This window comes from Thalassoglobus sp. JC818 (assembly GCF_040717535.1).
Lineage (GTDB): Bacteria > Planctomycetota > Planctomycetia > Planctomycetales > Planctomycetaceae > Thalassoglobus.
This window is the reverse complement of record NZ_JBFEFI010000009.1, coordinates 50410-75312: the sequence shown is the minus strand read 5'-3', so window position 1 is coordinate 75312 and position 24903 is coordinate 50410. Positions and strand designations below refer to the sequence as shown.

General features: G+C 53.5%; 14 protein-coding genes. 11 read left to right on the top strand and 3 right to left on the bottom strand.

Going from position 1 to position 24903, the window contains the following annotated elements:
- Positions 1-224 precede the first annotated feature (224 nt).
- Complete coding sequence (locus tag AB1L42_RS20440; protein ID WP_367060672.1) at positions 225-1508, top strand: PQQ-binding-like beta-propeller repeat protein; 1284 nt, start codon at positions 225-227, stop codon at positions 1506-1508.
- 37 nt (positions 1509-1545) lie between these two features.
- Here the strand turns inward: AB1L42_RS20440 and AB1L42_RS20435 are convergent, their stop codons facing one another.
- Positions 1546-2964, bottom strand: coding sequence for a DUF1501 domain-containing protein (locus tag AB1L42_RS20435; protein ID WP_367060667.1), 1419 nt, complete (start codon positions 2962-2964; stop codon positions 1546-1548).
- Between the two features lie 93 nt (positions 2965-3057).
- Positions 3058-5208, bottom strand: coding sequence for a PSD1 and planctomycete cytochrome C domain-containing protein (locus AB1L42_RS20430; protein WP_367060664.1), 2151 nt, complete (start codon positions 5206-5208; stop codon positions 3058-3060).
- 310 nt (positions 5209-5518) lie between these two features.
- Here AB1L42_RS20430 and AB1L42_RS20425 point away from each other — a divergent pair, with 310 nt between their 5' ends.
- Positions 5519-7489 (top strand): YjhG/YagF family D-xylonate dehydratase, encoded by a 1971-nt coding sequence (locus AB1L42_RS20425; protein ID WP_367060659.1) that lies wholly within the window; start codon positions 5519-5521, stop codon positions 7487-7489.
- Between the two features lie 598 nt (positions 7490-8087).
- Here AB1L42_RS20425 and AB1L42_RS20420 read toward each other — a convergent pair.
- Positions 8088-8921, bottom strand: a complete 834-nt coding sequence (locus AB1L42_RS20420) for a sugar phosphate isomerase/epimerase family protein (RefSeq protein ID WP_367060652.1) — start codon at positions 8919-8921, stop codon at positions 8088-8090.
- 369 nt (positions 8922-9290) lie between these two features.
- Here AB1L42_RS20420 and AB1L42_RS20415 point away from each other — a divergent pair, with 369 nt between their 5' ends.
- The 9 genes from AB1L42_RS20415 to AB1L42_RS20375 all read left to right on the top strand — a co-directional run bounded on the left by AB1L42_RS20415 (position 9291) and on the right by AB1L42_RS20375 (position 24853).
- Entirely contained in the window at positions 9291-10661 is a 1371-nt protein-coding gene (locus tag AB1L42_RS20415) for a hypothetical protein (RefSeq protein ID WP_367060648.1), read from the top strand.
- 317 nt (positions 10662-10978) lie between these two features.
- Positions 10979-13420 (top strand): hypothetical protein, encoded by a 2442-nt coding sequence (locus AB1L42_RS20410; protein ID WP_367060643.1) that lies wholly within the window; start codon positions 10979-10981, stop codon positions 13418-13420.
- Between the two features lie 22 nt (positions 13421-13442).
- Positions 13443-15836, top strand: a complete 2394-nt coding sequence (locus AB1L42_RS20405; RefSeq protein ID WP_367060639.1) for a hypothetical protein — start codon at positions 13443-13445, stop codon at positions 15834-15836.
- A 46-nt stretch (positions 15837-15882) separates the two neighbouring features.
- A complete protein-coding gene (locus AB1L42_RS20400; protein WP_367060634.1) occupies positions 15883-17640 on the top strand; it encodes a hypothetical protein in 1758 nt (585 codons plus the stop codon).
- Entirely contained in the window at positions 17637-18695 is a 1059-nt protein-coding gene (locus AB1L42_RS20395) for a hypothetical protein (RefSeq protein ID WP_367060631.1), read from the top strand. Before AB1L42_RS20400 ends, AB1L42_RS20395 begins: the two co-directional genes overlap by 4 nt.
- A gap of 167 nt (positions 18696-18862) precedes the next feature.
- A complete protein-coding gene (locus AB1L42_RS20390; protein WP_367060628.1) occupies positions 18863-20059 on the top strand; it encodes an NPCBM/NEW2 domain-containing protein in 1197 nt (398 codons plus the stop codon).
- Positions 20056-21834, top strand: coding sequence for a trypsin-like peptidase domain-containing protein (locus AB1L42_RS20385; protein WP_367060625.1), 1779 nt, complete (start codon positions 20056-20058; stop codon positions 21832-21834). Before AB1L42_RS20390 ends, AB1L42_RS20385 begins: the two co-directional genes overlap by 4 nt.
- Entirely contained in the window at positions 21831-22859 is a 1029-nt protein-coding gene (locus tag AB1L42_RS20380) for a trypsin-like peptidase domain-containing protein (RefSeq protein WP_367060622.1), read from the top strand. Before AB1L42_RS20385 ends, AB1L42_RS20380 begins: the two co-directional genes overlap by 4 nt.
- Positions 22859-24853 (top strand): PDZ domain-containing protein, encoded by a 1995-nt coding sequence (locus AB1L42_RS20375; protein ID WP_367060619.1) that lies wholly within the window; start codon positions 22859-22861, stop codon positions 24851-24853. Before AB1L42_RS20380 ends, AB1L42_RS20375 begins: the two co-directional genes overlap by 1 nt.
- Positions 24854-24903 lie beyond the last annotated feature (50 nt).

Here is a 24903-nt window from a genome sequence, read left to right as displayed (position 1 = left end):
CAGCGAGCTTCATGTCCAACCTTCGCAGTCGCTAGTGTCCAATAGATCGCCATTCGCTAAGCATGGTCTCCATGAACTCGTGTTCAAAGTGCAGCCACGTAGCTCGGGAGATGTGCCTGCCTACGGATCTGATTCGGTGCCGAGAGTGGAATTCGTCGCGGGATTTCTGGCATACTCAGCGTTTGATTCTCCACGTCTTTCGGATCTCAGCAAACGGAATCGCAATGTTCGGATTGTTTGTGTTTCTTGTTTCGTTATCGATTTTTGTGACCACAGCGACCGGTGATGATTGGCCGCAGTGGGGTGGTCCGCAGCGTGATGCTGTGTGGCGAGAGCCGGGGATTGTCGAGTCGCTTCCGACGGGATTACTTCCCCGTGTCTGGTCGACGCCCATTGCGGAAGGGTATTCGGGTCCGGCGGTCGCGGATGGACGTGTTTTCATCACCGATCGAATCCATGGGGCTGGGACGAACGGGACGGAACGCGTTCTGGCACTCGATGCAGAGACCGGAGAGATTCTCTGGAAGCACGAATATCCGTGTCTGTACGACATCAGCTACCCGGCCGGGCCACGCGCGACTCCCGTAGTGGATGATGATCGAGTTTACACAATTGGGGCTGTCGGGAATTTGTATTGTTTGAATGTCAGCACTGGAGAGGTGATCTGGAGTCGGGATTTTCAGAAGGACTTTGGAGTTGTGTTGCCAACGTGGGGAATGGCAGCCAGTCCTCTTGTCGATGGAGATCAATTGATCACTCTGGTCGGTGCGAAGGACGGTCTCGTGATCAGCTTCGATAAACACTCTGGTGAAGTGATCTGGAGAGCACTCGACGATCCGGCGATTGGTTACAGCCCGCCAGTCATTCACGACTTCAATGGCCATCGCCTGTTAATTCAATGGCACCCGCAGGCGATCAGTGCTCTTCGTCCTGAAACGGGAGAAGTTGTCTGGCAGGTTCCGTTTGCTGTGCGGTCTGGACTGACAGCTCCAATGGCTCGTAAGGAGGGGCAAAGAGTCTTTGTGACAGCGTTTTATAATGGACCGATGATGATTGAAGTCGCTGAAGATGGCTCAGATGCTAAAGTGATTTGGCGAGGCGAAAGCGACAGCGAGATTAAGACCGATAAGCTGCACTCGATTATCTCGACTCCCTGGTTTGAAGATGATTTGATTTTCGGTGTCGACAGCTATGGTCAGCTTCGCGGATTAGATGCTGCGACCGGTGAGAGGCTGTGGGAGACACGCGAGGCCACCGGCGAAGGGCGTTGGTGGAACGCGTTTCTGATCCCGCATGAAGATCGATTCTTCATTCATAACGAGCAGGGTGAACTCATCATTGCTTCTCTGGGAGCAGATGGATACACCGAGCACTCACGGGCACTGCTGGTTGAACCGACTCGAAAAGTGCAGCGGCGAATGACAATCTGGTCTCACCCTGCGTTTGCAATGAAGAGTGTCTTCGCTCGAAATGACAAAGAGATCGTGCGTGTGGACCTGAGTCGCTGATCGAGTCGTAAGGGGCCAGTGAGTTGGGTGTTCGCTTCTAAGCGATGATGTCGTTGACGACTGATCCGTGGACGTCGGTCAGTCGGAAGTCTCGGCCCGAGTAGCGGTAGGTCAGCTTCTCGTGGTCGAGGCCCAGGAGATGGAGAATTGTGGCATGCAGGTCGTGGACGTGAACTCGGTTCTCGACCGCATCCATTCCGACTTCGTCTGTCTTGCCGTAAGTGAATCCGCCTTTCACTCCGCCACCAGCGAGCAACGTCGTGAAGGCTGTGTGATGGTGGTCGCGGCCTGCTTTTTCGAGGTCCTCTTTTTTATCCATTTGCGAATAAGGAGTGCGGCCGAATTCGCCCGTCCAGACGACGAGTGTATCGTCGAGCAACCCACGCACTTTTAAATCGGCGAGCAGGGCAGCGGTGGCTTTGTCGCTGTCAGCACAAAGTTCGCGGTGCTTCTGGTTATTTCTTGTATGTGTATCCCAGGGTTGTTTGCCGTTCTTCGTAACGTAATAAACCTGCACGAATCGGACGCCGCGTTCGCAGAGTCGTCTGGCGAGTAAACAGCTTTGGCCGAATGGAGTTTCGCCATACATGCCGCGAGTCTCTTCGGACTCTAGGCTAATATCGAAGGCTTGGGATGCCTCGCTTTGCATTTGATAAGCGAGTTCCATGGCTTGGATGTGTTCATTCAAGACCGCTTCGTTTTGTCGCTGCTGTGCATGACGACGATTTAATTCGAGGAGCAGGTCGAGTTGCGTTCGTTGTTCCTTTCGAGTTAAAGAAGGGTGTTGAATGTTGGCGATGAGTTTTTCGACGTCGAGGTTATTCGTGTCGACGGCGACTCCCTGATGTTCTCCCGGGAGAAACGAACTCGACCAGAGTTGCGGGCCGACAACAGGTCGTCCGGGACAAAGTGCCACGAACGACGGCAGATTCTGGTTCTCGCTGCCCAGTCCGTACGACATCCACGAGCCAAGGCAGGGGCGGATTGGCTGGAGATTTCCGCAGTGCATCATGAGAAGTCCCGGTTCATGATTGGGGACATCTGTGTGCATGGAGCGGATGACGCACAGGTCGTCGGCGCATTGAGCCATGTGTGGAAAGAGTTCGCTCATGACGACGCCATTTTTGCCGTGCGCCGCGAATTTGAACGGGGACGGCATGAATCCGCTGCCCTTGGATGGCTTGTAGAGCTTGCCGGATGGCTGTTGGCCAGCGTGTTTTTCCAGCGCGGGTTTGGGGTCGAACGTGTCGACGTGAGACGGTGCTCCGTTCATAAACAGGAAGATGACACGCTTGGCTTTCGGCAGAACATCAAGCTGCGAAACTGTTCCGGCCGAGGCTGTTCCGAGACTTCCGGATTGCTGCAACGCTCCAATCAGGCCAACAGATCCAAAACCGGTCGCGGACTTCCTAAGCATCTCGCGTCGCGAAACAGGCTGAGTGAAAGAATCGAACATGGCTGTGTTCTCGATGAGTGATGTAAGTCAGTGATGCGATTGAGGCGTCGAGCGAGTTTTACTTACCTGATCCTTCGCTTATCGTCGCGACTGTCAGTCGATGATTAGAAACTCGTTTGAAGCCAGCAATACCTGCGCGAATTGAGTCCAGTCTGCTGCTGCCAGAAACTTCTTAGCGAGGTCTCGTTCGTCGGGCTCGGGTGTTCGATGAAATAGAATCTGATAGGCCAGATCAATTTGCTCTTCTTCAGTCTCTGCACTGTTGTGGATACGCTGTTGAAACTTGTCCGCTTGAGCCACCATGAACGGGCTGTTGAGAACGAACAGTTTCTGGAGCGGCGTTGTTGTTTCGACTCGTCGGGCGGAGTGAGCGTTCGGGTCTGGGAAGTCGAACATTGCCAATAGCGGATTGAGTTCGAAGCGGCTGCGAACGCTGTAAACTGTGCGTCGCAATTCCTCAAGCGAATCGGGTTCCATCGACGGACCGCCGATAGAACTTTCGAGTTGACCCGTTGCTGAAAGAACAGCGTCGCGCCATTGCTCGACGGTCATTCGCCGTCTGTTCATCCTCCAGAGGTTGATGTTCGCTTCATCGGCGGCCATTTCGTTGTCGTTGAGATCACTCGATCGCTGATACGCGTTCGAGCTGACAATTTCATTGTGGAGCCATTTCAGCGACCAGCCATTTTCCATGAACCGAACAGCCAGGTCATCCAGAAGCTGAGGGTGGGAAGGGGAAGTTCCGAGGTGGCCGAAGTTGCTTGGCGTCGAAACAAGCGGCGCTCCGAAGTAGGCAGCCCAGATGCGATTGACGATCACGCGGGCTGTGAGTGGGTTGTCTGGAGAGGCGATCTGTTCGGCCAGTTCGAGTCGACCACTTCCCTGAGCGTAGGGTTGTGGTGTTCCTTCCGAGAGAACTTGGAGGAATCGTCGCGGGACGATTTCGCCTTTGGTGTTGATGTCTCCTCGAATCAGAACATTCAGGTCGTGAACATCTTTGTCCCGGATGATGTGGAGGGCTTGTTCGGGATCTTCTGCATGGCCATCTTTCTTGACTTCAGCAGCTTCATCGATCGGTCGGTTCCACATCTCGGTGCTGGCGAACACACCGGCCAATGAGTAGTAATCTTCGGTCGGGATCGGATCGAACTTGTGATCATGGCACCGGGCACATGCGACGGTCAGCCCCAGCAATCCGCGGCTGACGACATCGACGCGGTCTTCCCATTCGTCCGCCATGACTTCTGGAGACGATCGCCGATAGTACTTCGGACCGAGACCGATAAATCCGAGGGCGACGTCATCGCTGACATCTTCTGGAGTGAGCAGATCGGCAGCGAGTTGTAGTTTGACGAACTGATCGTACGGCAAGTCGAGATTAAACGCTTGAATCACCCAGTCTCGATAGCGGTATGCATTCGGAAAGAAGAGGGCTTTGTTGTTGCCAACAATGTGTGCCTGATCTTCAGCGTATCTCGAGATATCGAGCCAGAGGGTCGCCCAGTGCTCTCCAAATCGAGGAGAGTTGAGCAGCTTGTTGACCGTCGTCCTGAGTGCCTGATGGCGGTCAACTTTGGAGAGCTCAAAGAACTCTTGGGTTTCTTCAATCGTCGGCGGTAAGCCGATCAGGTCGAAATACAGTCGTCTGAGAAGTGTTTTATCGTCGGCTGGTCCGTTGGGTTGGAGGCCTTCTTCTGCCAGTCGCTTGTCGACGAAGTAGTCAATCCGGTTTTCGGCTTCTTCGGGAATAGTGGTCTGTTGTGGTGGTTGAAATGACCAGTGCTGGCGAGCTTCTTCCCAATCGATTTCAGCCGCTTTGCGCGCGATGATCGGATCGACTTTCTCGTCGCGCGGATCGGGAGCACCCATTTTGATCCACTTCTCGAAATGAGCGATCGTTTCAGGAGGAAGCTTCGACTTGGGAGGCATCTCGAAGGATTCGTACTTGATCGCTTCGACCAAAAGGCTTTCGTCAATCTTCCCCGGAACAACGGCCGGCCCGGAATCTCCTCCGCGTCGAATTCCGTCTCGAGTATCAACGGTCAGGCCGCCTTTGGCTTCGCTGTATTCTTGCGAGTGGCATCGGTAGCAGTGCTCAATCAGAACGGGACGAATCTTGCTTTCGAAGAATTCGACCTTGTCGTCTGCCAGCAAATTGTCTGTCGAGACGAACGAAAGAGAAGTGGCTGCCATCAGCAGAAGTGTGCAGAACCGATCGAGAGACACATGAGAGGTGAGAAACATGGGAAGGCTCACCGCAGGAGGATGGAGGCACAGGGGAACACAAGGCGGGCGATACATCAACGATACGTGATTCGAGGTCCGTTGTCGATTGGAAGCAACGCGACGCGGGAGGAAATTTCCTGATCGAGGCTGTCAGATTCGTTGTGATCCAATCATCGTCGGAACCATCAAAGAAAGGAGAGTTGATTGAATACGGAACTCTTCGCGGAATCGCTAAGATGCGTTGAACGCAATCATCGAGCGTTCATCAGAACGAAATCATCACTCAACAGCACACTTCAGTCGTTCGATACTGGATTCCGGAAACACTATGGCTTTCGACACGAATAGACTCCTCAACGGTTCTCATCCCGATCTCTTCAGCCTGACGACGCACGGCCCCGGTCCGGAGGGAGAGCTTCCACTCAATGAGCAGATGTTGCTTGATTTGCCAAGTGGAGAACTGTTCGGCATGACGCAAAATGCCGGGATGGGCTGGGATCCGAACCAATTGCTTCGCGATCAAATTCTGATCTTGAGCACGATGGGGGGAATCCGGGCTGAGGATGGTCGACCGATTGCGCTCGGGTATCACACCGGCCATTGGGAAGTTGGTCTGTTGATGCGGGAAGCTGCCGAAGAGCTAAATCGCAACGAGTGTCTGCCTTTCGCGGCGTATGTGTCCGACCCGTGTGATGGTCGTTCACAGGGAACGACTGCGATGATGGACAGCCTCGCTTATCGCAACGATGCAGCTGTCGTGATGAAACGGCTCATTCGATCGCTTCCTACTCGCAAGGGCGTGATTGGTGTCGCCACGTGTGACAAGGGGCTTCCAGCTGCGATGATGGCGATCGCTGCCCAGCATCATCTGCCATGTGTCATCGTTCCCGGTGGAGTAACATTGCCTCCCACGGAAGGAGAAGATGCTGGCAAGGTTCAAACGATTGGCGCCCGGTTCGCGCATGGAGAAATCGACCTTCGCACCGCAGCCGAGATGGGTTGCAAGGCGTGCGGATCAGCAGGGGGAGGATGTCAGTTCCTCGGAACCGCAGCGACGTCTCAAGTTGTCTCCGAAGCTTTGGGGTTGTCGCTTCCACACACTGCGCTCGCTCCGAGCGGGCAACCGGTCTGGGTCGACGCAGCGACGAGATCGGCACAAGCACTGGTCAACATGATCGCGGCGGGAAAGACCGTTAAAGATATTCTGACTCCCGATGCACTTCATAACGCGATGGTCGTCCATGCTGCATTTGGAGGCTCGACCAATTTGTTGCTGCACATTCCCGCGATCGCTTTCGAAGGGGGACTCGAACGACCGGTCGTTTCCGATTGGAATCGAATTAACAGACAGACGCCGCGACTTGTTGATGTGCTACCGAATGGTCCAGTCGGTCACCCAACGGTCAGAGTCTTTCTGGCTGGTGGTGTTCCCGAAGTGATGCTGCATCTGCGAGAGCTGAATCTACTCAAGCTTGATGTCATGACGCCTGCTGGCATCACATTGGGAGATGTTCTCGAGTGGTGGGAAGCTTCCGATCGACGAACACAGTTTCGTAACATGTTGCAGGAGAAAGATGGTGTTGATCCGGACGATGTCATCCTCTCTCCTGAAGCAGCGAAACAGCGAGGAATGACGAGTACGGTCACGTTTCCAGTTGGAAATATTGCTCCTGAAGGTTCTGTGATTAAAAGCACGGCGATCGATTCGAGTGTTGTCGATTCCGATGGAGTTTATCGTAAGCTCGGCCCGGCGAAGGTCTTTACCTCAGAACGGGAAGCGATCCGGGCTGTCAAAGGGCAAGGCGACCGGAAAGTTGAAGCGGGCGATATTCTTGTGCTGATGTGCCGTGGTCCACTTGGGTCCGGAATGGAAGAGACCTATCAAATCACTTCCGCCCTCAAGTTCCTTCCATGGGGCAAGCACGTGGCAGTCATCACCGATGCTCGCTTTTCAGGAGTATCGACAGGAGCCTGCATTGGTCACGTCGGTCCGGAAGCCTTAGCTGACGGACCCATCGCCAAGCTTCAAGATGGCGATCTCATTGAAATCGTGATCGATTGCGGAGAGTTAACCGGCTCAATTAATTTCGTCGGCACGGAAAGCGAACGCGTCGATCCACAAGCCGGTGCGGCGATTCTGGCTGAGCGCTCCGTGACAAACCGACTGCACGCCGATCCAGACCTTCCGGACGAGACGCGGATGTGGGCACTGCTGCAACAAGCCAGCGGAGGAACCTGGGGCGGCTGCGTCTATGACGTCACCGCCATCGAAAACGCCCTGTTGGGATCAACGCGTTGAATAGCCGGTCTTCGCAACTAGGGAAGAAGGATCAGCACGAAAGTCTTAGGTTTCGGAAAAGCAGTTCGTCTGAACGCTCTTGAGATTCTGAAGTGCGATTCAGTTGAACGATGCTTTGCAAATTGACATCAGTATTACGCGGTTAATCAATGAAGTGTCCGGGAATCCCTCGCAGGCGGTTTGCCTCACATTCATTCGGAAGACGGTCTGTCTTCCTGTTCCTGCTCTTGATCGCTTTCGGTTGCCGTTCGACGTCCGAATTGATTACGAGGCCTGCAATTGTTGCTCAGATCCCAAATGGGACGTCTGCCAGTGACGCCACGCTTCAGATGGAAAGCTGGGGTTATGAATGCCAGTTTCAGTCTGCAGGACGATTTGTTGCTCTTGATGAGAAAGGCTCGAACGTAACACACGACTCCATCAATTTTGTACGTTGCAGTAAAGCTGTCAGGGACGGACTCGTAACCACTGCACACAGCGTCGCAATCGTACTCGATGACAATGATCAAGTAAGTGACGTGCTGGAGCGTTGGGATTATGTAGGACCTTAGTCGGTCAATTCTTTAGAGTGGGCGCAGCGAGACTTCTCACGGTATGGTCAGCGAGATTCTTGGCCGAGGTCGGACAGGATCTGGCGCATGTAGTCGATGCTTTCTTGAGTGATCTTCTCTGCGCCGGGGGAGTAGTCGAAGACTTCGACGGAGACCCAGCCGTCGTAACCCGACTCGAGGAGTGCTTCGAAAATCGGATGATAGTCCGTTTCTCCCATGCCTGGGCCGAGGAGATTGCTGTCGTTGACGTGGAAGTGCCGTGTGATCGCTCGGTGTTTGTGGATCAGCTCTGGGAGGGGAGTTCCTTCTCCCAGCATCGCTTTCACGTCTTGATGCAGGGCAAAGTTGGGATGATTGACGGCAGCGATCAGTTCGGCAGCTTGATCGCAGGTGTTGATGAAATCTGTCTCTTTGGTTGTCAGAGGTTCCATCAGCAGGTGCACACCTCGATCTGCAATTCTGGGCATTGCAGATTTGAAGACGTCCGCAGCCCGGTCGAATGCCTGTTGTGAGTCCGTACCTTCTTCGAGATTCCGTTGGAATGGAGAGCCGAAGACCATCACTTTTCCGTCGAGATCGCCGCACAAGTCTCCGAGTTCGATGAGATAGTCGCTCGTAGCTTTGCGAACGTCGGAATCGGCAGTTGTCAGGTGGAGGCCTTCTGTTTTCGCGAGGAGCCAGTGCAGCCCGATGATCTCAAGACCGTTGTCAGCTGCGACGCGAACCAGTTCCTGTCGCTGTTCTGAAGTGATTTCCTGAACATTCGAGCCCAACGTGAATGGAGCCACTTCCATTCCGGTATAACCGACAGAAGCCGCAAACTCGCACTGTTTCTTCCAACTCCAGCCTTCGAACAACTCTTGGCAAATGGCAAACTTCATGAACCAATTCTCTCTTTAGCGATTGGTGGTCTTTGGGAAGGTAGTCAAGGGATGACAACCTTGAGGGGGTTGCCGGATTCCTGAAGCGATAGATCCACTTCATGTCTCGACCGGCTGATCGAGTGTCAAGCGTGCGGGTTCTACCGGTCGATCCATTCTGACACATCCTGACGTTGATTCCCAACGTATCGAGAACAACGCATTCACGTGTCGTTGCGGTTGCACAAGGTTAGTGATCGCGAAGACCTGCGAGAGTAGGGAAGACGTTCCGATTGCGTGAAGTGCGGAAGATGGATGCGCCGAAATCCTGACTAGTGGTCGCTGTTGGAGCGTCCAGAGAGTTGGGGTTAGTTGAAGAGGACCGGAGTCATGAGACACAATTTATGGGTGCCGCTACTTGCTGCCTGCATGGCAATGGCAAGTGCTGCTGAAACAGAGGCTGGGCTGTTCTGCGGAAGTGGTCGCTTCCGTTGCTGCCCATTGGACACATGCGGAACGATGGGCGACTACTGCAATGCACGAGTCAATTGCGGTCCATCGTACAAAACAGTCCGCGAAACGATCATGTGTACGGAAACGTACAACGAATGCGTGACTGTCTACGACACTTGCGTTGAAAAGACACCTGTCACCTGCCAGCGAGTTGTCTACGACACTCACTACCGCGACGAGTGCTACACCGTCCGCAAGCCAGTCTACAAGACTTGCTACCGGACTCAGTGCTACACCGTTCGGGTTCCTCACTACAAGACTTGCTACCGCTGCGTCACGCAGACAATTCGCAAGCCTGTCTACAAGACCTGCTACCGAACAGTCAGCTACTGCCGACCAGTCTATAAGACTTGCTACCGCAACCAGTGCTACACTGTTCGCATTCCTGAATACAAAACTTGCTACCGCAACGTTTGTGTTCGAAGCTGCAAAGTCGACTACAAGACTTGCTACCGCGATGTCTGCCAGACAGTCTTCCGACCTGTTACCACAACTCAATGCGTTCCTGTTCAGTGCGGTGAGTGGAAAACAGTCTCCGAAACTGTCCCAGGAGAATGCTACGAGAAGTGCGTTCAGGACCCAGGCACTTTCTGCTACGACGAAAACTCATGCTGCTGCGTTTACAAGCCAGGCCAAACGCGACGTGTGATGGTCCAGGATCCACCACGCACAATCTGCCGCAAAGTCTGGTGCCCAAAGACTGTCAACAAAACAGTCACCTGCACCCGCATGGTTCCAGAAGTCAAGACCTGCAAAGTTCCTTACACTGTCTGTGTTCGAACTCCAGTCTGCGAAACCAAGCAAGTTCCTTACACCACTTGCACCTATCGCTGCGAAACTCGCACCCGACAGGTTCCTTACACTACTTGCTGCATGGTTCGTGAATGCAAGCAGGTTCCTTACACCACCTGCACATACACCTGTGAGCAGGTCTGCCGTAAGGTTCCTTACACCACTTGCACCTACACCTGTGAAACTCGCACGAAGCAGGTTCCTTACACAACTTGCTCGTACACCTGTGAAACACGTACACGCAAAGTTCCTTACTGTGTCCCACGCACAGTTTGCGAAACTCGTTACGTCACAAACGTGAAGCGAATTCCACGACAGGTCAGCGTGACCAAGACTCGCTGTGTTCCAAAGACTGTCTGCCGACAGATCCCTGTCTGCAACGATCCTTGCGACGCCTGCGATGTTGCCGGACCAGCTTGTGCCGCTCCTTGCGACACTTGCGATAGCGTGAACTAAATGAGTTGACGTTCTCTCAGCGTCAGGAGGGAGAAGTTCTCGCACTGACCCCAAGAGAAGCTGAAAAACGCTGAGAGATGCCAGATAGATCGGTTGCCTTCGGGTAACCGATCTTTTTTTAATTGAGTTTTCCGCGATCACAGCGGAAGTGCATCCATCCCGGACAGATCGAAATTCTGTTGCGCATCAACCAGTCCCTGTCGACGCGTGTGCTCAGACTGCTACAATTTCCGGGAGTCCCTGTCGGCGGGAAAAGTCTCGTCAGGTGATCCACAGGGCATGGAACGGATGACACCTTTACTAGTAAGTCCTGTCAATTGAATTTTTCGCCGTCATTATTGTTGGGCCAGTCCGGAACGTCGTCGACAACGTCCAATCTGGAGTTTGACTGGCCATACTTATGGTGGGAGTGGTTGCCGTTCTTTTTGATTGGCATGGCTGTCATCGCCACGCTGCTCTTCGTCCGCAAAGATACGTCTCGACTCCCCTGGTTCTGGAAAACGCTGCTCGGCGGATTTCGACTGTCGTTCCTCGCCATTGCGATTGTCATCGCTTTGAATCCTCATGTGCGGACTCAAACGAGTGCGTTTCGCAGCTCTCGCGTCATTCTGCTCGTCGATACATCAACGTCGATGCAGCAGCCCGCTGGCAACGATCCCGGAACTTCAGCAGCCCCAAGCACCACGCGGGCAGAGGTTGTCCGAACGCTTCTTGAAGACTCACCACTGATCGACGAGTTGCGGTCCGACCATATCGTCGACGTTTACACGTTTCAGGACAACGTGAGCGAATTGCTCGTCCGGCTTCCTCAACGCTCTGAAGGCGATGGAACTGCTTCGCAGCAAGCGACAGCGTCCGCTCCGATCTCTGATTCTTCGAGTGAGTCGGATGTGGATTTTGACTGGTCTGCCGTGCTGGCTCCCGAAGGGCATCTCACTCGTTTGGGAGATGCTGTTGACCAACTGCTCGTCGAAGCAGGCGGAGCGACGCTTTCCGGAATCGTGGTTGTCTCTGACGGAGCAGTGAACGCCGGCAAGGAAGTTTCGATTCCGCGCGAACGAGCCATCGCAGAACAGGTCAGGCTCGTCACCGTTGGTGTTGGAGGGACTGAGGAACCACGAAATCTCGAAGTTGTCCGCGTGATTGCTCCGACCGACGTGCAGAAGGGCGACTCCTTCGAATTCTCCGCGATTCTCAACGGGCAGGGTGTCACCGGAGATTCTGTGCAAGTCGAGCTTCTTCAACAGGGACCGAACGATCCCGAGCCAATCGTTGTTCTCACCGAGAATACGACCATGTCAACGGACGCAGCCCCGACTGAGATTCGTTTTGATCTTAAGCCAAGTGAAGCTGGCGAATACGAATTCACACTCAGGGCCAAGCTGCAGGACGGTCAGGAAATTCGCGATGAAGACAATCAGCTGAGCCGCACGGTCAGCCTGTATGATCGTCCGCTGCGAGTGCTCGTCGTCGCAGGTGGTCCGATGCGAGACTATCGATTTTCCAAAAACGTTCTGCATCGCCATCCGTCGATTCTCGTCGATGTCTGGCTGCAAACGGGAACCGTAGGGATCAGCCAGGAATCCAATCGCCTGCTCTTTCGATTTCCAGAAGACAAGGAATCGATGTACGAGTACGACGTGGTGCTGGCGTTTGATCCTGACTGGTCGCAACTTTCCGATGAGCAGCAAGAGTTGCTCAATGAATGGGTTTCGAACGAAGGTGGAGGAGTTTTGGTCGTCGCTGGGGATGTCTACACGTCCGAACTGGCTGCCAGCGAGGAACTCTCGCAGATCAAAAAGTTGTATCCCGTCTTGCTCGAAGAAGTCAGTCTTCGGCTGGGAAACACCGACGTGGCGACAACTCCCTTTCCAGTCGGGTTTACTCAAGAGGGGCAGGTCGCCGAGTTTCTGAAAGTCGATGAAGATGGTGAATCCGATGCGTGGGAAGAGTTTCCCGGTGTCTACCGGACGTATCCCACCGTCGGAGCCAAAGCAGGCGCAACTGTCTTTGCAGAATTCACCGATCCGCTCGCACGTGGGCCAGGAGGGCAACCGATTCTGATCGCCAGTCAGCGATTCGGGCAGGGGAATGTCCTTTATCTCGGAAGCCCGGAGATGTGGCGATTACGTGCCATCGAGGAAAGCTACTTCGAACGTTTCTGGATCAAGGCAGTTCGCAAAGCTGCGGAAGGTCGTTCGAAGAGAGGACTTCAGCGCAGCTTCTTCATTCTCGATGGACGCGAGTTTGATCTGGGCCAATCTGTCCCTTTGCGGGTACGATCTCTAACACCTGAATTCGAGCCGCTTGTGGCGGATTCGATTTCTCTTGATCTGTACGGTCCTCGAAATCAACCGATTCTCCCGGGGCCGACACTCACGAAAGATCGAGTTCGGCCTTCGGAGTTCGTTGGAGACTATCGACCATTACAGCCCGGGCGGTATCGATTTGAGTATGATGTCCCTGATTCCAATGAACGTATTACTCAGGAGATCGACGTGCTCTTCCCTCGACAGGAGGCAGCTTCGTTTGTTCAGGAGGTTGGAATTCTCAAACAGCTGGTTGAAGGGACCGGAGGGGACTATTTCCCAATCGAACAAGCGGCGGAAGAGGTCGCCTTGCGTTTGCCAAACAGAAGTGAGTCCGTGACGATTGATCAGAAAATCCAGGAAGTTTGGGATCGAAAGTGGTTAATGGTCCTGTTGGCTGCCCTCTTGTCGGCAGAATGGCTGACAAGAAAATTGCTTCGTCTTGCCTGATCACAACAGAAGAGGTGCATCTGTGCTCCCCCAGGAAATTCAGAGTGTTCTGAGCAAGTTTCGGCAAGCGATTCGTCGGTACGTTTTCCTCGAAGGGATTGCTCTACTGATCGCCATTGCCTGTGCGATCTTCTGGATCACCTTCGCCGTTGATGTCATTTATTTCCGCATTTCCCGATTGGAGCTGCCGAGTTCGTTTCGACTTCTCGTCTTAATGGGCATGGTCATTGTCCTGGCGACAGTCGCTGCCTCTTGGTTTTTCTTCCGATTGCTCCGCAGCTTTCGCAACCGTGACCTCGCACTCGCTTTGGAACGACGATTCCCTCAGCTGCAGGATCGATTGATCACAACCGTTGAATTCGAAGGTGAGGACGCATCGCAACTCAAGTCAGCAATGATGGAGCGGACGAGTCGAGAGGCAGTCGACGCACTCACGAAAATTGACATCGACGAAAGCTTCGATCCCACGCCTCTCAAAAAGCTGGGTATGGTGGCAGCCGTCCTGTTCTGTACGCTCGCGGTCTTCAGCGTGGCCAATGCTGCTGGAGTGAAGCGTTGGATGCAAGCTTATCTGTATGGAGAAGAGAACTATTGGGACCCGTTCCGAAAGAACTCACTCAATCTTCGTGTGCTCGCGCAGCCCGGCGATCGTGTTAAAGAGTTCGATTCCAATCGAATCTATAAACACCCTCGCGGGTCTGACCTCGAGTTGATTGTCGAGAGTGCGGAAGAGATGACAGTTCCGGAACGTGTCGATCTCAACTATCTGATCTTTGCATCGGGAGGCACAAAACGTGGACGGGCCACGATGTCACCGGTTGGATCGGGCCGTTTCGTGCAGACCATCTCACAAGTGGTGGACGATCACGAACTGTGGATGATCGGCGGCGACTTCGTGAATCGGCGACCGTACCGAGTTCAAGTTGTTGATCCACCCGAGATCGACTCCATCTCACTGCAGTGCGATTACCCGAGCTACACCGGCATGGACGGGCAAGAGGATCAAATCGTTCGCGTCGTCGCAACGCAGGTTGCACTCCCGATGGAGACAGAGTTCGTTCTCAATGCTCAGGCAAATAAACCAATTCGAGAAGTCGACCTTCGCAGCGACAGGTTTCGACTCCGTTTCGGTCGGCGCAGCGAAGCAGCGGACAGCGCCGAAGAAGTCAGCCTCGAGTTGCTTGATGAAAATGGCGTGACTCAAAAACGAATCGCACTCGCTGCGCCGGTTGAAAGTCTTTATTCGAGTGATCGAAGCGCCTTTCAGTTTCCCCTCGTGGTGACGACTATGGCCGAGGAAGAGTGGGAGAAAATGGACAACGCTGTGCCGTTTCCGTTCCCAATTTCGGCGGACACGAGTCTGAAAATCTTCCTACACGATGAAGATGACATCTTCAGTCAGGAACCAACTCAATTGTTGATTGAAGGAATCGCGGACCGAGCGCCGGTGATCGATACCAAACGGACCGGAGTTGGGACCATCGTGACCCGTAATGCCAGCTTGCCAATTGAAGGCCGCATCTCCGACGACTACGGGCTGGCAGACGCCTGGTTCGGTTACCGGATCGGAAGTGACACAACGCTCAATCAAACTCCGCTCCTCAATCGCCCCGATGGTCAGAAAGACTTCGTCTTGAACGACTCATCATCAGGGGAATTTGAGCGGTTCGCTCTTCGTCCGCTCAAGCTTCAGGAAGGTCAGACTCTGACGCTGGGAGTCTATGCAGAAGACAAGGATCACCTGAACGGGCCCAACGTCGCACATGGAGAGTTGTTCAGCTTTAAGATTGTCTCTGATGACGAATTGCTCGCGCGACTCTTTGACCGCGAAGTAAACTTGCGTCTGCGATTCGAACAGATCCGTTCTGAAGTCGGCGAGTTACGGAATTCGCTCGGAAACGAAACTGAGCGGGCGCAGCGATTCGATAACGAGCCAGCGGTTCGATCAGCCGAAAGCCCGGTGCTGTCGTCTTTTATTGAGCGGTCACTGCATCAATTACGAAAAAATCACACCGAATCGCGAGCCATTGAAGTCGCCTTCCGAGAACTGCGCGAAGAAATGGTGAACAATGGAATCGACACAAAAGAGAAGCTCGACCGCATTGATTCTGGGGTGATTGCCCCGTTGAAAGTTCTCAATGAACAGCTTTTCAACACAGCTGACGAACGTTACGCATTGCAGCGTATACGGTTACAGCAAGTCACGGGGGTCGAGGAATCAATCAACGAGACGATTCCTGCTGTGGATGAATTGTTGGCCCAGATGGATCGAATTCTGGATGAAATGCGAGATCGGGGGACGATTAACGATCTCATTCAGAATCTCCAGAGAACAATTGAACAGCAACGTAAGTTGTTAGAAGAGACTGAGAACAAGCGGATTGAAGAAAATTTCTTCTTTGATTTCGACGAGTGAGTGAGATGATTCATCTCACAGCACAGTAAATGACGAGATGTTAAATATGCGGAATCTGCCAATTCTCCTCATCTGGATGGTCATGGCGGCCGCGCCGGTGAGTGAAGCACTCAGCCAATCACCGACAGGCAGCAGCGAAGAATCTCCAGCCGCTCCCGCTGTCGATCTCTCAAACGCTCAGAAACAGCTCTTTCGCGACTACGAGCGCTTCGAAAAATCTCTCTACGACGTCGCTGAGCAGATTCGTCGAAAAGATCCAGAACAGGCAGAAATCCTGTACCGGGCTCGCAGCAAAAGCCAGGAGGAGAACGTCCTTCAGGAAATGGAGCTCATTTCCGAGCTTCTTTCTCCAACTGCACAAGGGGATCAGCCTGCGCAGTACGGACCAGCTGTGGATCGGCAAAAAGAAGTGCTGGCCCGCATGGAAACCATTCTCAAACTGCTCCAAAGCCTCGACGAACGGCAACGGCTGGCAGATGAGATGCGGCGAATTCAAGAGCTGCTGAAGGAAACCAATCGGGTCATCGCCGGACAAAAAGATGTTCGAGCAGAAACTCTCCGCGGACGTGATTCACAACAACTAAGTGACTCACAGCAGAAAGTCGCCGACAAGGCCGACGCACTCGCTGAGAAGATCGACGAACAGGACAAGGCCCGCGAGGACTCGCAAGAAAACGGCAATTCCGAGGAGGGAAACGAAGAGGAATCCAACTCTTCTGAGGATTCATCCTCCGATGAACCGAAAGAGACCTCTCCAGCGGAACAGTCCGAAGGCGAGAAATCGGAGAGCAACGGCGAATCAAGTTCGAGCGAAAGCTCGTCGTCGGAAACTGGTGAACAGTCCTCTTCTTCTGGTGAGCGTTCAGAGGGTGAAAAGTCCGAGTCTTCTGAATCAGAAAGCAGCGGGCAAAAGAGCGAAGGTCAGCAGCAACAAGGCCAGCAGCAACAAGGCCAGCAACAGCAACGCCAACAACAAGAACAGCAGCAGACTGCGGGTCGAGAGCAGTTGGAGCAGGCACGTAAGGAGATGGAAAAAGCCATCGAAGACCTGCTCAACGAACAGAACGAAGAAGCTGTCGAAGATCAGGATGCTGCCATCGCTCGCCTGGAAGAATTGAAGGCGGAGCTGGAGGAAATCCTCAGGCAGCTTCGCGAGGAGGAGAAAGAATCCTATCTCACGCTGCTGGAAGCACGGTTTCAGAACATGCTGACCCGTCAGTTGCGCGTTAATTCAGAAACGGTGCGAATTGATCAAATCCCGGAAGACGCGCGACTGCAGCAAAATTATGCATCGCAAACTGCAGACGTGCGCAAACAACAGGAAGACAACCTGATCGATGCCCAAAAAGCACTCAATCTGCTGATTGAGGAAGGTTCTTCGGTCGCATTTCCGGAAGCCGTCCAGCAAATGAACAAAAATATGCAGATTGTGATTAATCGCCTGGCCAATCAGGACACCGGAAAAACAACTCAGTTGGTGGAAACTCTGATTGCAGAAACACTTGAGGAAATGATCGAAACCTTCCAGCAGGAACTTGAAGATCAGGAACGAGAGCAACAAGAAGGCCAGCCGGGACAACCTTCCGAACCTGATGACCCTTCACTTGTCAATCAAATTGCCGAACTGAAGATGATTCGATCCCTACAATTACAAATCAATCGAATTACTCAGCAGATTGGCACGGAAAATGATCCTTCAGTTCCACTCGATGCGGATCAGCTTGATTTGATTGACGATCTCGCCCGCCGCCAACAGCGGATTCAAAAAGCCACTTATGACCTTTCAGTCGGGAGAAATAAGTGAGACGACGTATTACAAATTATGTCTTCCTGTGCGGGTTCGGCCTTGTCGCCGTTCTGTCACAGTCGAAAGCCTGTCTCGCGGCCAGCGATCAGGTCTATTCCTCTCCGAGCGTCGAAGAGCTCCAGCTGGGAGTCAATGAATGGCTGACTCAGCGGGGATTGGAACGATCACCAGCTGTCGATGCAGTTCAACCTTTCTGGGAATTCTCGGGGACCCCCTCACCGGAGCAGAAGTTCGATGCTCTGATGCGTACGTTCTATCTCGCCGATGACCAGACACGAAAGATCGTGGACCAGTGTCAGTCATTCACCTTCGGACCGGAATTGCTTCGACTGCAAGCTGTGCCGTCTGATGTGACTGCCGCTGAACCGCTTTACAGCCACAACGTCAACTACTTCCTGGCGCGGCATCTTTCACTGCTCACGGCGTATTCCGAAGCTGTCGAGTTGTTCAAAACGATCGACCTCAATTACGTCGTCGATCCAGCCGGATGCCTGTTCTACCGCTCGGTCTGTGAACATCATTTGTTGCTCAGAAACGAAGGTCTCGATTCTCTCGAGAAACTTCTTGAAAGTACGGAGAGCATTCCGGTGCGTTATCAGGAGTTGGGAGAACTCATGAGAAACGACCTGCAGTCCGTCAAAGAAAAATCCCTCGGCGAAGTCGCAAGACAAATGCGGGACGTCGAACGTCGGTTGAATCTCGGTCGAACTGGGGAAGATGTTCAGGAAGTTGAAGAACGAATCATCGCGACGCTGGATGAGCTGATCAAGAAAATGGAACAGCAACAACAGCAGCAATCTCAATCTTCAGCTGGCTCTTCGAATTCATCAGCCCCTGAGAACGGAGCTGATGACACCTACCTTGGCGGAATTCAAGGAGAAGGTCTGACCGACAAAAAAGACATCGGCAACAAAGACAACTGGGGTGATTTGCCTCCGAAGGCACGTGAGGCAGCTCGCAATATGCTCGACCGTCAGTTCCCATCTCACTATCGCCAGGCTGTCGAACAGTACTTGAAGAAGCTGGCCGATCGACCAGCTCCGAGTCCGTAATCGGCGACTTACATAGTTCGTCGATGGCAAACGCTGCGAGTCAGAGTCTCTCGATCCGGTCGGGAACCGGATCGGTTGACACCGCGACAATTGAACTTCGTTTGCCTATACTTTCTCGAAGGAAGAGATGTCACCTCTCATCATTTCCAACGTGAAAGGACAATGGATTGAATACGGCGCTGCAACTGCTTGTAATGGCTGTTCTCTCGGGCGAACCTGCGACAGCGACAACGTTGGATGGGGAATCCATTCGAGGTGAGGTTCTCACACTCAATGATGAGCAACTCGTCATTCAGTCCGATGATGGTCGCTCGGAAATTGCGATCGACCAGTTAATGCTCGTGCAATTCGAACGCCCCGCAGAAGCGGTCGAAACGACTGATCGGTCGGTCGTTCTCGTCGATGGTTCGTCGATTCAATTCGAGACCGTGACAAGTGAACCGCAGGCGATGACCGTGAGTTCAAAAGTTCTCGGTGAACATGAACTGTCGACCGAGCAGGTCTCTCGAGTCCGATGGAGCCCGGTCGATGATCAAATCGCAGAGAGTTGGGCAGACCTGCAGACGCGAGGCTCTCGCGACGACTTGCTCGTTTTCCGCAAAGGTGATGTCCTCGATTACGTCGGAGGTACGGTCACACGGATCACCGACAAAGGGGTCACTGTTTCCGTAAAAGGTCGCGAACTGACTGCACCGCTCGAACGAGTCTTCGCGGTCATCTATTCCGGACGCGAGACGAAGAGTGGCTCAAGTGCAGGAGCATTGAAAACGACATCCGGAGATGTTTTGCAATTGAAGAGCTTGACGTTGAGTGAAGACGTCATGGAAGTGAAGACTGACTGGCTGGATTCGTTGACGATCCCGTCTGCTTCGGTCAACGAAATCGATTACGCTGGCGGTAGAATTCGGTTCCTGGCAGATCTCCCTTTTGACGAGTCAGCTTCTCAAAGTCCCGATACAGAATTTCCAGTCGTTTGGTTCACGGCGAAGAATTTCCCAGCCGGGTCAGGTGGACGTCGTCCGCTGCTGATTGGCGAGGAAAGATTCTCACGCGGACTGTGGATGCACTCCGGGGCGGTTGTTCGTTTTCGCCTCAATCGTCAATTCAGTGAACTTCGAACAACTGCCGGATTCGATTTGAACCACGCTGGCAACATGCCTCGGTTTGATCCCAAGGTGAAGCTCGTCATTGAAGGGGATGGAAGCCAACTCTACGAACATGCTTTCAATTGGGATGACCCTCCGGAGAAAGTACGAGTCGATCTTCAAGGTGTTCGTGAACTCGTGATTCGCGTGGAATCCAACGGTTCAGCTCAAGGAATCCTCGAACACTTTGCACTCGGTGATGCACAGGTGATTAAGTGAGAGATTGCAGCGCTCGTGAATTCAGACGAACGATTCTCGGATGCCTGATCGTCTTCGGTGTGGGCGTCCTTTTCACTCCGAAGATCTGTCCAGCGGCGGGGCTGACTGTTTCCGAAGCAGTCCTGCAGGCGGAACAGCAACGGATCGAAACGATCAGCCGTATTGCTCCAGCTGTCGTTGCCATCTTCGATCCCAGTGGGCAGGGTGGAGGCTCTGGTGTTCTGATCGACGAAACAGGATTTGCGATCACCAATTTCCACGTTGTTCAGGGACTCGGCGGGTTCATGAAGTGTGGACTGAACGACGGGAAAGTCTACGACGCTGTGCTCGTGGGAATTGATCCGACCGGCGATGTCGCGATGATTCAGCTGTTGGGCCGCGACGACTTTCCTCATGCGAAAGTTGGCGACAGTGACAAAGTGAAGATGGGCGACTGGACACTCGCTCTCGGGAATCCATTTCTCTTGGCGGATGATTTTCAGCCGACTGTGACTTACGGGATGGTCAGCGGAGTTCATCGCTATCAATATCCCGCAGGGACTTTTCTGGAGTACACCGACTGCATTCAGGTCGATGCTTCTATCAACCCGGGAAATTCAGGAGGCCCGCTGTTCAACGCTGACGGAGAACTGATCGGGATCAACGGGCGGATTTCCGTTGAGAAGCGAGGCCGCGTGAACGTTGGGGCAGGGTATGCAATCTCGATCAATCAGGTCATGAACTTTCTGGATCATCTTAAGAGCGGCCGCATCGTTGACCACGCCACGCTGGGAGCCACAGTCACGAGCTTGTCCGATGGAGCAGTTGTCGTCTCCAACATTCTCGAGACATCTGACGCTTATCTCAGCGGCCTTCGCCGCGACGATGAGTTGATTTCCTTCGCCGGTCGACCAGTACGAAGTGTGAATCAGTTCAAAAACATTCTCGGAATCTATCCAAAGGGATGGCAAGTTCCGTTGTCGTATCAGCGAGACGGAAAGAGAACGAACATCGTCGTTCGATTGGCCGGGCTCCATCGACGTGCGGAACTCGTTCCGGGTGGGCCAGTTGAACCGGGTCCAGACGAGCCGGACGAAAAACCGCCGATCCCGATTCCAATGCCTCACGGGATGGAGCCTAAGGTTCCCGAAATCCCCGACGAATACAAAGAGCTGTACGAGGACAGACCGGGATACGCGAATTACTACTTCAATCAGGTTCGCACAGACGAATTACTCAACGCGCTCGAACAACAGTTCGGAGATTCGTCTCGGCAACGACTGAACTGGATGTGGGCTGGAAACGTCAATGGCGAGACACCTGTGCAATTCCGGTTCTTGACGGACGTTGTGGCAGCCAAATTGGGAGAGGAGTTCGCTGTCCAGAATCTCGACGAAGATCCTCAGCCGGTGCCGGAAGCAACGGGTGGCCTGCTGACAGCACTACATCATTTCAAGAACCTTCTCCAAGATCCCGACGACTATTTCACAGAATTCTACTATGTCGGAAGCGAACCGCTCGATGGAACCGGCGAACGAGTGGATGTGTTGATTTCGACCAAAGGTCTGGTGACGTCACGCTGGTATTTTAACAGAGATGATCTGCGTCTGGTGGGGTTCGATACATCCATCGATGAAGATCATCAGCCGTGCGAAGTTCGGTTCGGAGAGATGACTGAAATCGCCGGAAAACCCGTCCCCGAAACGATTCATGTTCGTCATGCTCGAAGCGATTGGGGAACAATCGAGTTAGAGACATTCGAAGCGATCGCGCCAGAAGCGGAGGGGGATCAATGATTGTATCGCGACACTCATTCCTCTATTCGATTGTCTTGATGCTCATGCTCTTGGCAGTTGGACCGACGAGCAACGCGGAGTCGTTCTCGAACGCAATCGATCAGGTTCAGCCGAAAGTCGTCAAGCTTTACGGAGCGGGGGGACTCAAGAATCTGGCGAACTACGGCACGGGAGTTCTCGTCAGTCCCGATGGACACATTGCGACCGTCTGGAACCACTTGCTCGACTCGGATGTGGTGACGGTGGTTCTTCACGATGGACGACGGTTCTTCGGAAAGGTGATCGGAACGGATTCGAAAGTTGATCTCGCCATCATCAAGATCGAAGCTGAGGAACTTCCGTTCTTCAACATTTCGGACACTTCGGAAGTCGGTCCCGGTGCGCTGATTCTGGCATTCAGCAATGTGTTCAAGGTCGCCACCGGAGACGAACCGGTCTCCGTGATGCAGGGCGTCGTTTCTGCCAAGACAAAACTGGCTGCGCGACGCGGACGCTACCAAGCTTCTTACGATGGGGATGTCTATCTCGTTGATGCGGTCACAAATAATCCGGGGGCAGCAGGAGGCGTGCTGACGACCGCAGATGGAAAACTTCTGGGAATGCTCGGTCGTGAACTGAAGGGGACCAGCAACACCTGGCTCAACTACGCGATCCCATTTTCCGTGCTGGAGAAATCGGTCAACGACATCGTCGCTGGTCGTTTCAGTCGCACAGATGAACTTCTGGCAGCTGCGGACGAAACAGAATCCGCCGGCTTTCAGGCGATCGACTTTGGATTTCTTCTCGTTCCAGATGTTGTTGCTCGCACGCCCGCGTACGTCGATTCGGTCATTGAAGAGACAGAGGCAGACAAAATGGGGCTGCAACCTGATGATCTGATCGTCTTCGCGAATGGTGAGCTGGTGCATTCGATTCAGACATTGCAGGGAGTCTTTCAACGATTGTTGCCGGGCGACGATTTGCAGCTGATTGTTCGACGCAATAATGAACTTGTGACTTTCACCTTCGAAGTTCCTCGAAAGTAATGATGTCGAATTCGAAACGATGTTCCGTCAGCCGCAGCCCAAAGCATTTGACTCCATTTGGTCTCATGTTCCTGGCTGTGATGTTGCTCGTGCCAGCTTCCACCTCTTTCGGTCAGGGAGTTGCGAGAGAAGAGCAACTGGCGATTCAGCAGGCGATGGCCTATGTCAATCCGTCGATCGTGAGAATCGAAACTGTCGGCGGAGTGGACCTCGTTGGTGACCTGCTCGTGGGGACCGGCCCGACGAGTGGAGTCGTCATTCATGAAGATGGCTACATTATCACCAGTCGATTCAACTTCGTCGCCGATCCTGCGTCGGTGCTGGTGACGACTGCTGATGGAGAACGTTACGCGGCTGAAGTCGTCGCGACCGATTTCTCGAAGATGCTGACCTTGCTGAAAATTGATCGAACCGGTCTTCAACCGCTGCAGTCGGTTCCGGTCGACGAGATGCGTGTCGGTCAACGTGCGATTGCGTTGGGACGAACTTTCGACCCTGAGTTCCCGAATGTCTCTGTCGGAATTATCAGCGCTCTGAAGCGGATTCGAGGCAAAGCTCTGCAGACTGATGCCAAGACTTCTCCGGTCAACTACGGAGGGGCCTTGATCAATCTGAAGGGGGAATGCCTGGGAATTATCGTTCCACTGTCGAGTCAGCGCGATGAGGAAACCGCCGGTGTGGAACTCTACGACAGCGGGATCGGCTTTGCGATTCCTCTGGCCGATATTGAGCGCGTGATCGATCGCATGATTCAAGGCGAAGATCTGCACGCTGGACTGCTGGGAATCGGATTTGAAGCAGAGGGACCTGTCTCTGGCGAAGCTGAAATTGTTCGAGTTCGCCCTCGCTCGCCTGCTGACTCCGCTGGACTCGTCAAAGGCGATGTCGTCACAGAAATCGACGGTGTTCCGATTCGACGCGTGAACGATTTAAAGCAGGTCCTCGGAAACCGTTACGCCGGTGAGACCGTCAGTGTAACGATTCGCAGAGCTGATGATTCCATTCAGACTATGGTCACTCTCACCGATCAACTTGTCGCTTATCAGTTTCCCTCACTCGGAATCCTTCCTGCTCGATCGACCGATCCGTCTCGATCTGGCGTTGGTGTTCGATTCGTGTTTCCGGAGAGCGCCGCTGCGAAAGCGGGGCTGCAAGCTGGCGATATTATCACTGGTTTTCAGTCTGAGACTGTCGAGTCAAGAAGTGACGTTTCCTCGCTCTTGTCCAAGTTTGAAGTTGGCGACACCATCGAATTGAATGTCAGTCGTGATTCAGATTCCGTTGATCTATCGATCACGCTAGATGAGTTCCCCGATGGTGACAACCTTCCAAACATTCCTCCTCCGGTCATGGCACCCGGAAACCGACCCGAAGAGATTCAGGTGGGGCGATTTAATCAAAAACTTCCCGGATCTGATCGCCAGTTTTGGGTGCTTGTCCCTCAGGACTACCAACCGAATCAACCTCAGGGGCTGTTGTTATGGACGCATCCTGCTGGGGACACCATGGAAGCGGAAGTTGTGCGTTCCTGGCGAGATCTGGCGAGCGAGCGTGGACTGATTTTGGTGGGGGTGAGAGCCGAAGACGTCAGCGGCTTTTCTCAGACAGACGAAGAATACGCGAAAGATGTCGTGGAATGGGTCACGGAGAATTATGCGATCGATCCGGCTCGCGTGGCGGTGATGGGAGCAGACGACTCGGGTCCGTTTGCGACTCAACTCGCATTCAAGTATCGCGAACTCTTTCGGGGGCTTCTGGCCATTGATGCTCCTCTCCGGTTTCCTCCACCTGATAGCAATCCGGAGGCGCGACTTTTGATTGGTTTCGTTGTGGGCCCGGAATCTCGCAATAGCGAGCAGGTCATGAAATCGGTTGAGATTCTTCGCGAACGCGAGTTCCCCACCACTCTCATCGAGAACACCGAGCCGGAGATGTTCTCGTTCGATGTGGTTGACTTAATGGCCCAGTGGCTCGATGCACTGGACCGTCTATAAATGGATGATTGACCCGGATGCAATCGCATTTGCGATCTCAGGGAGATCGT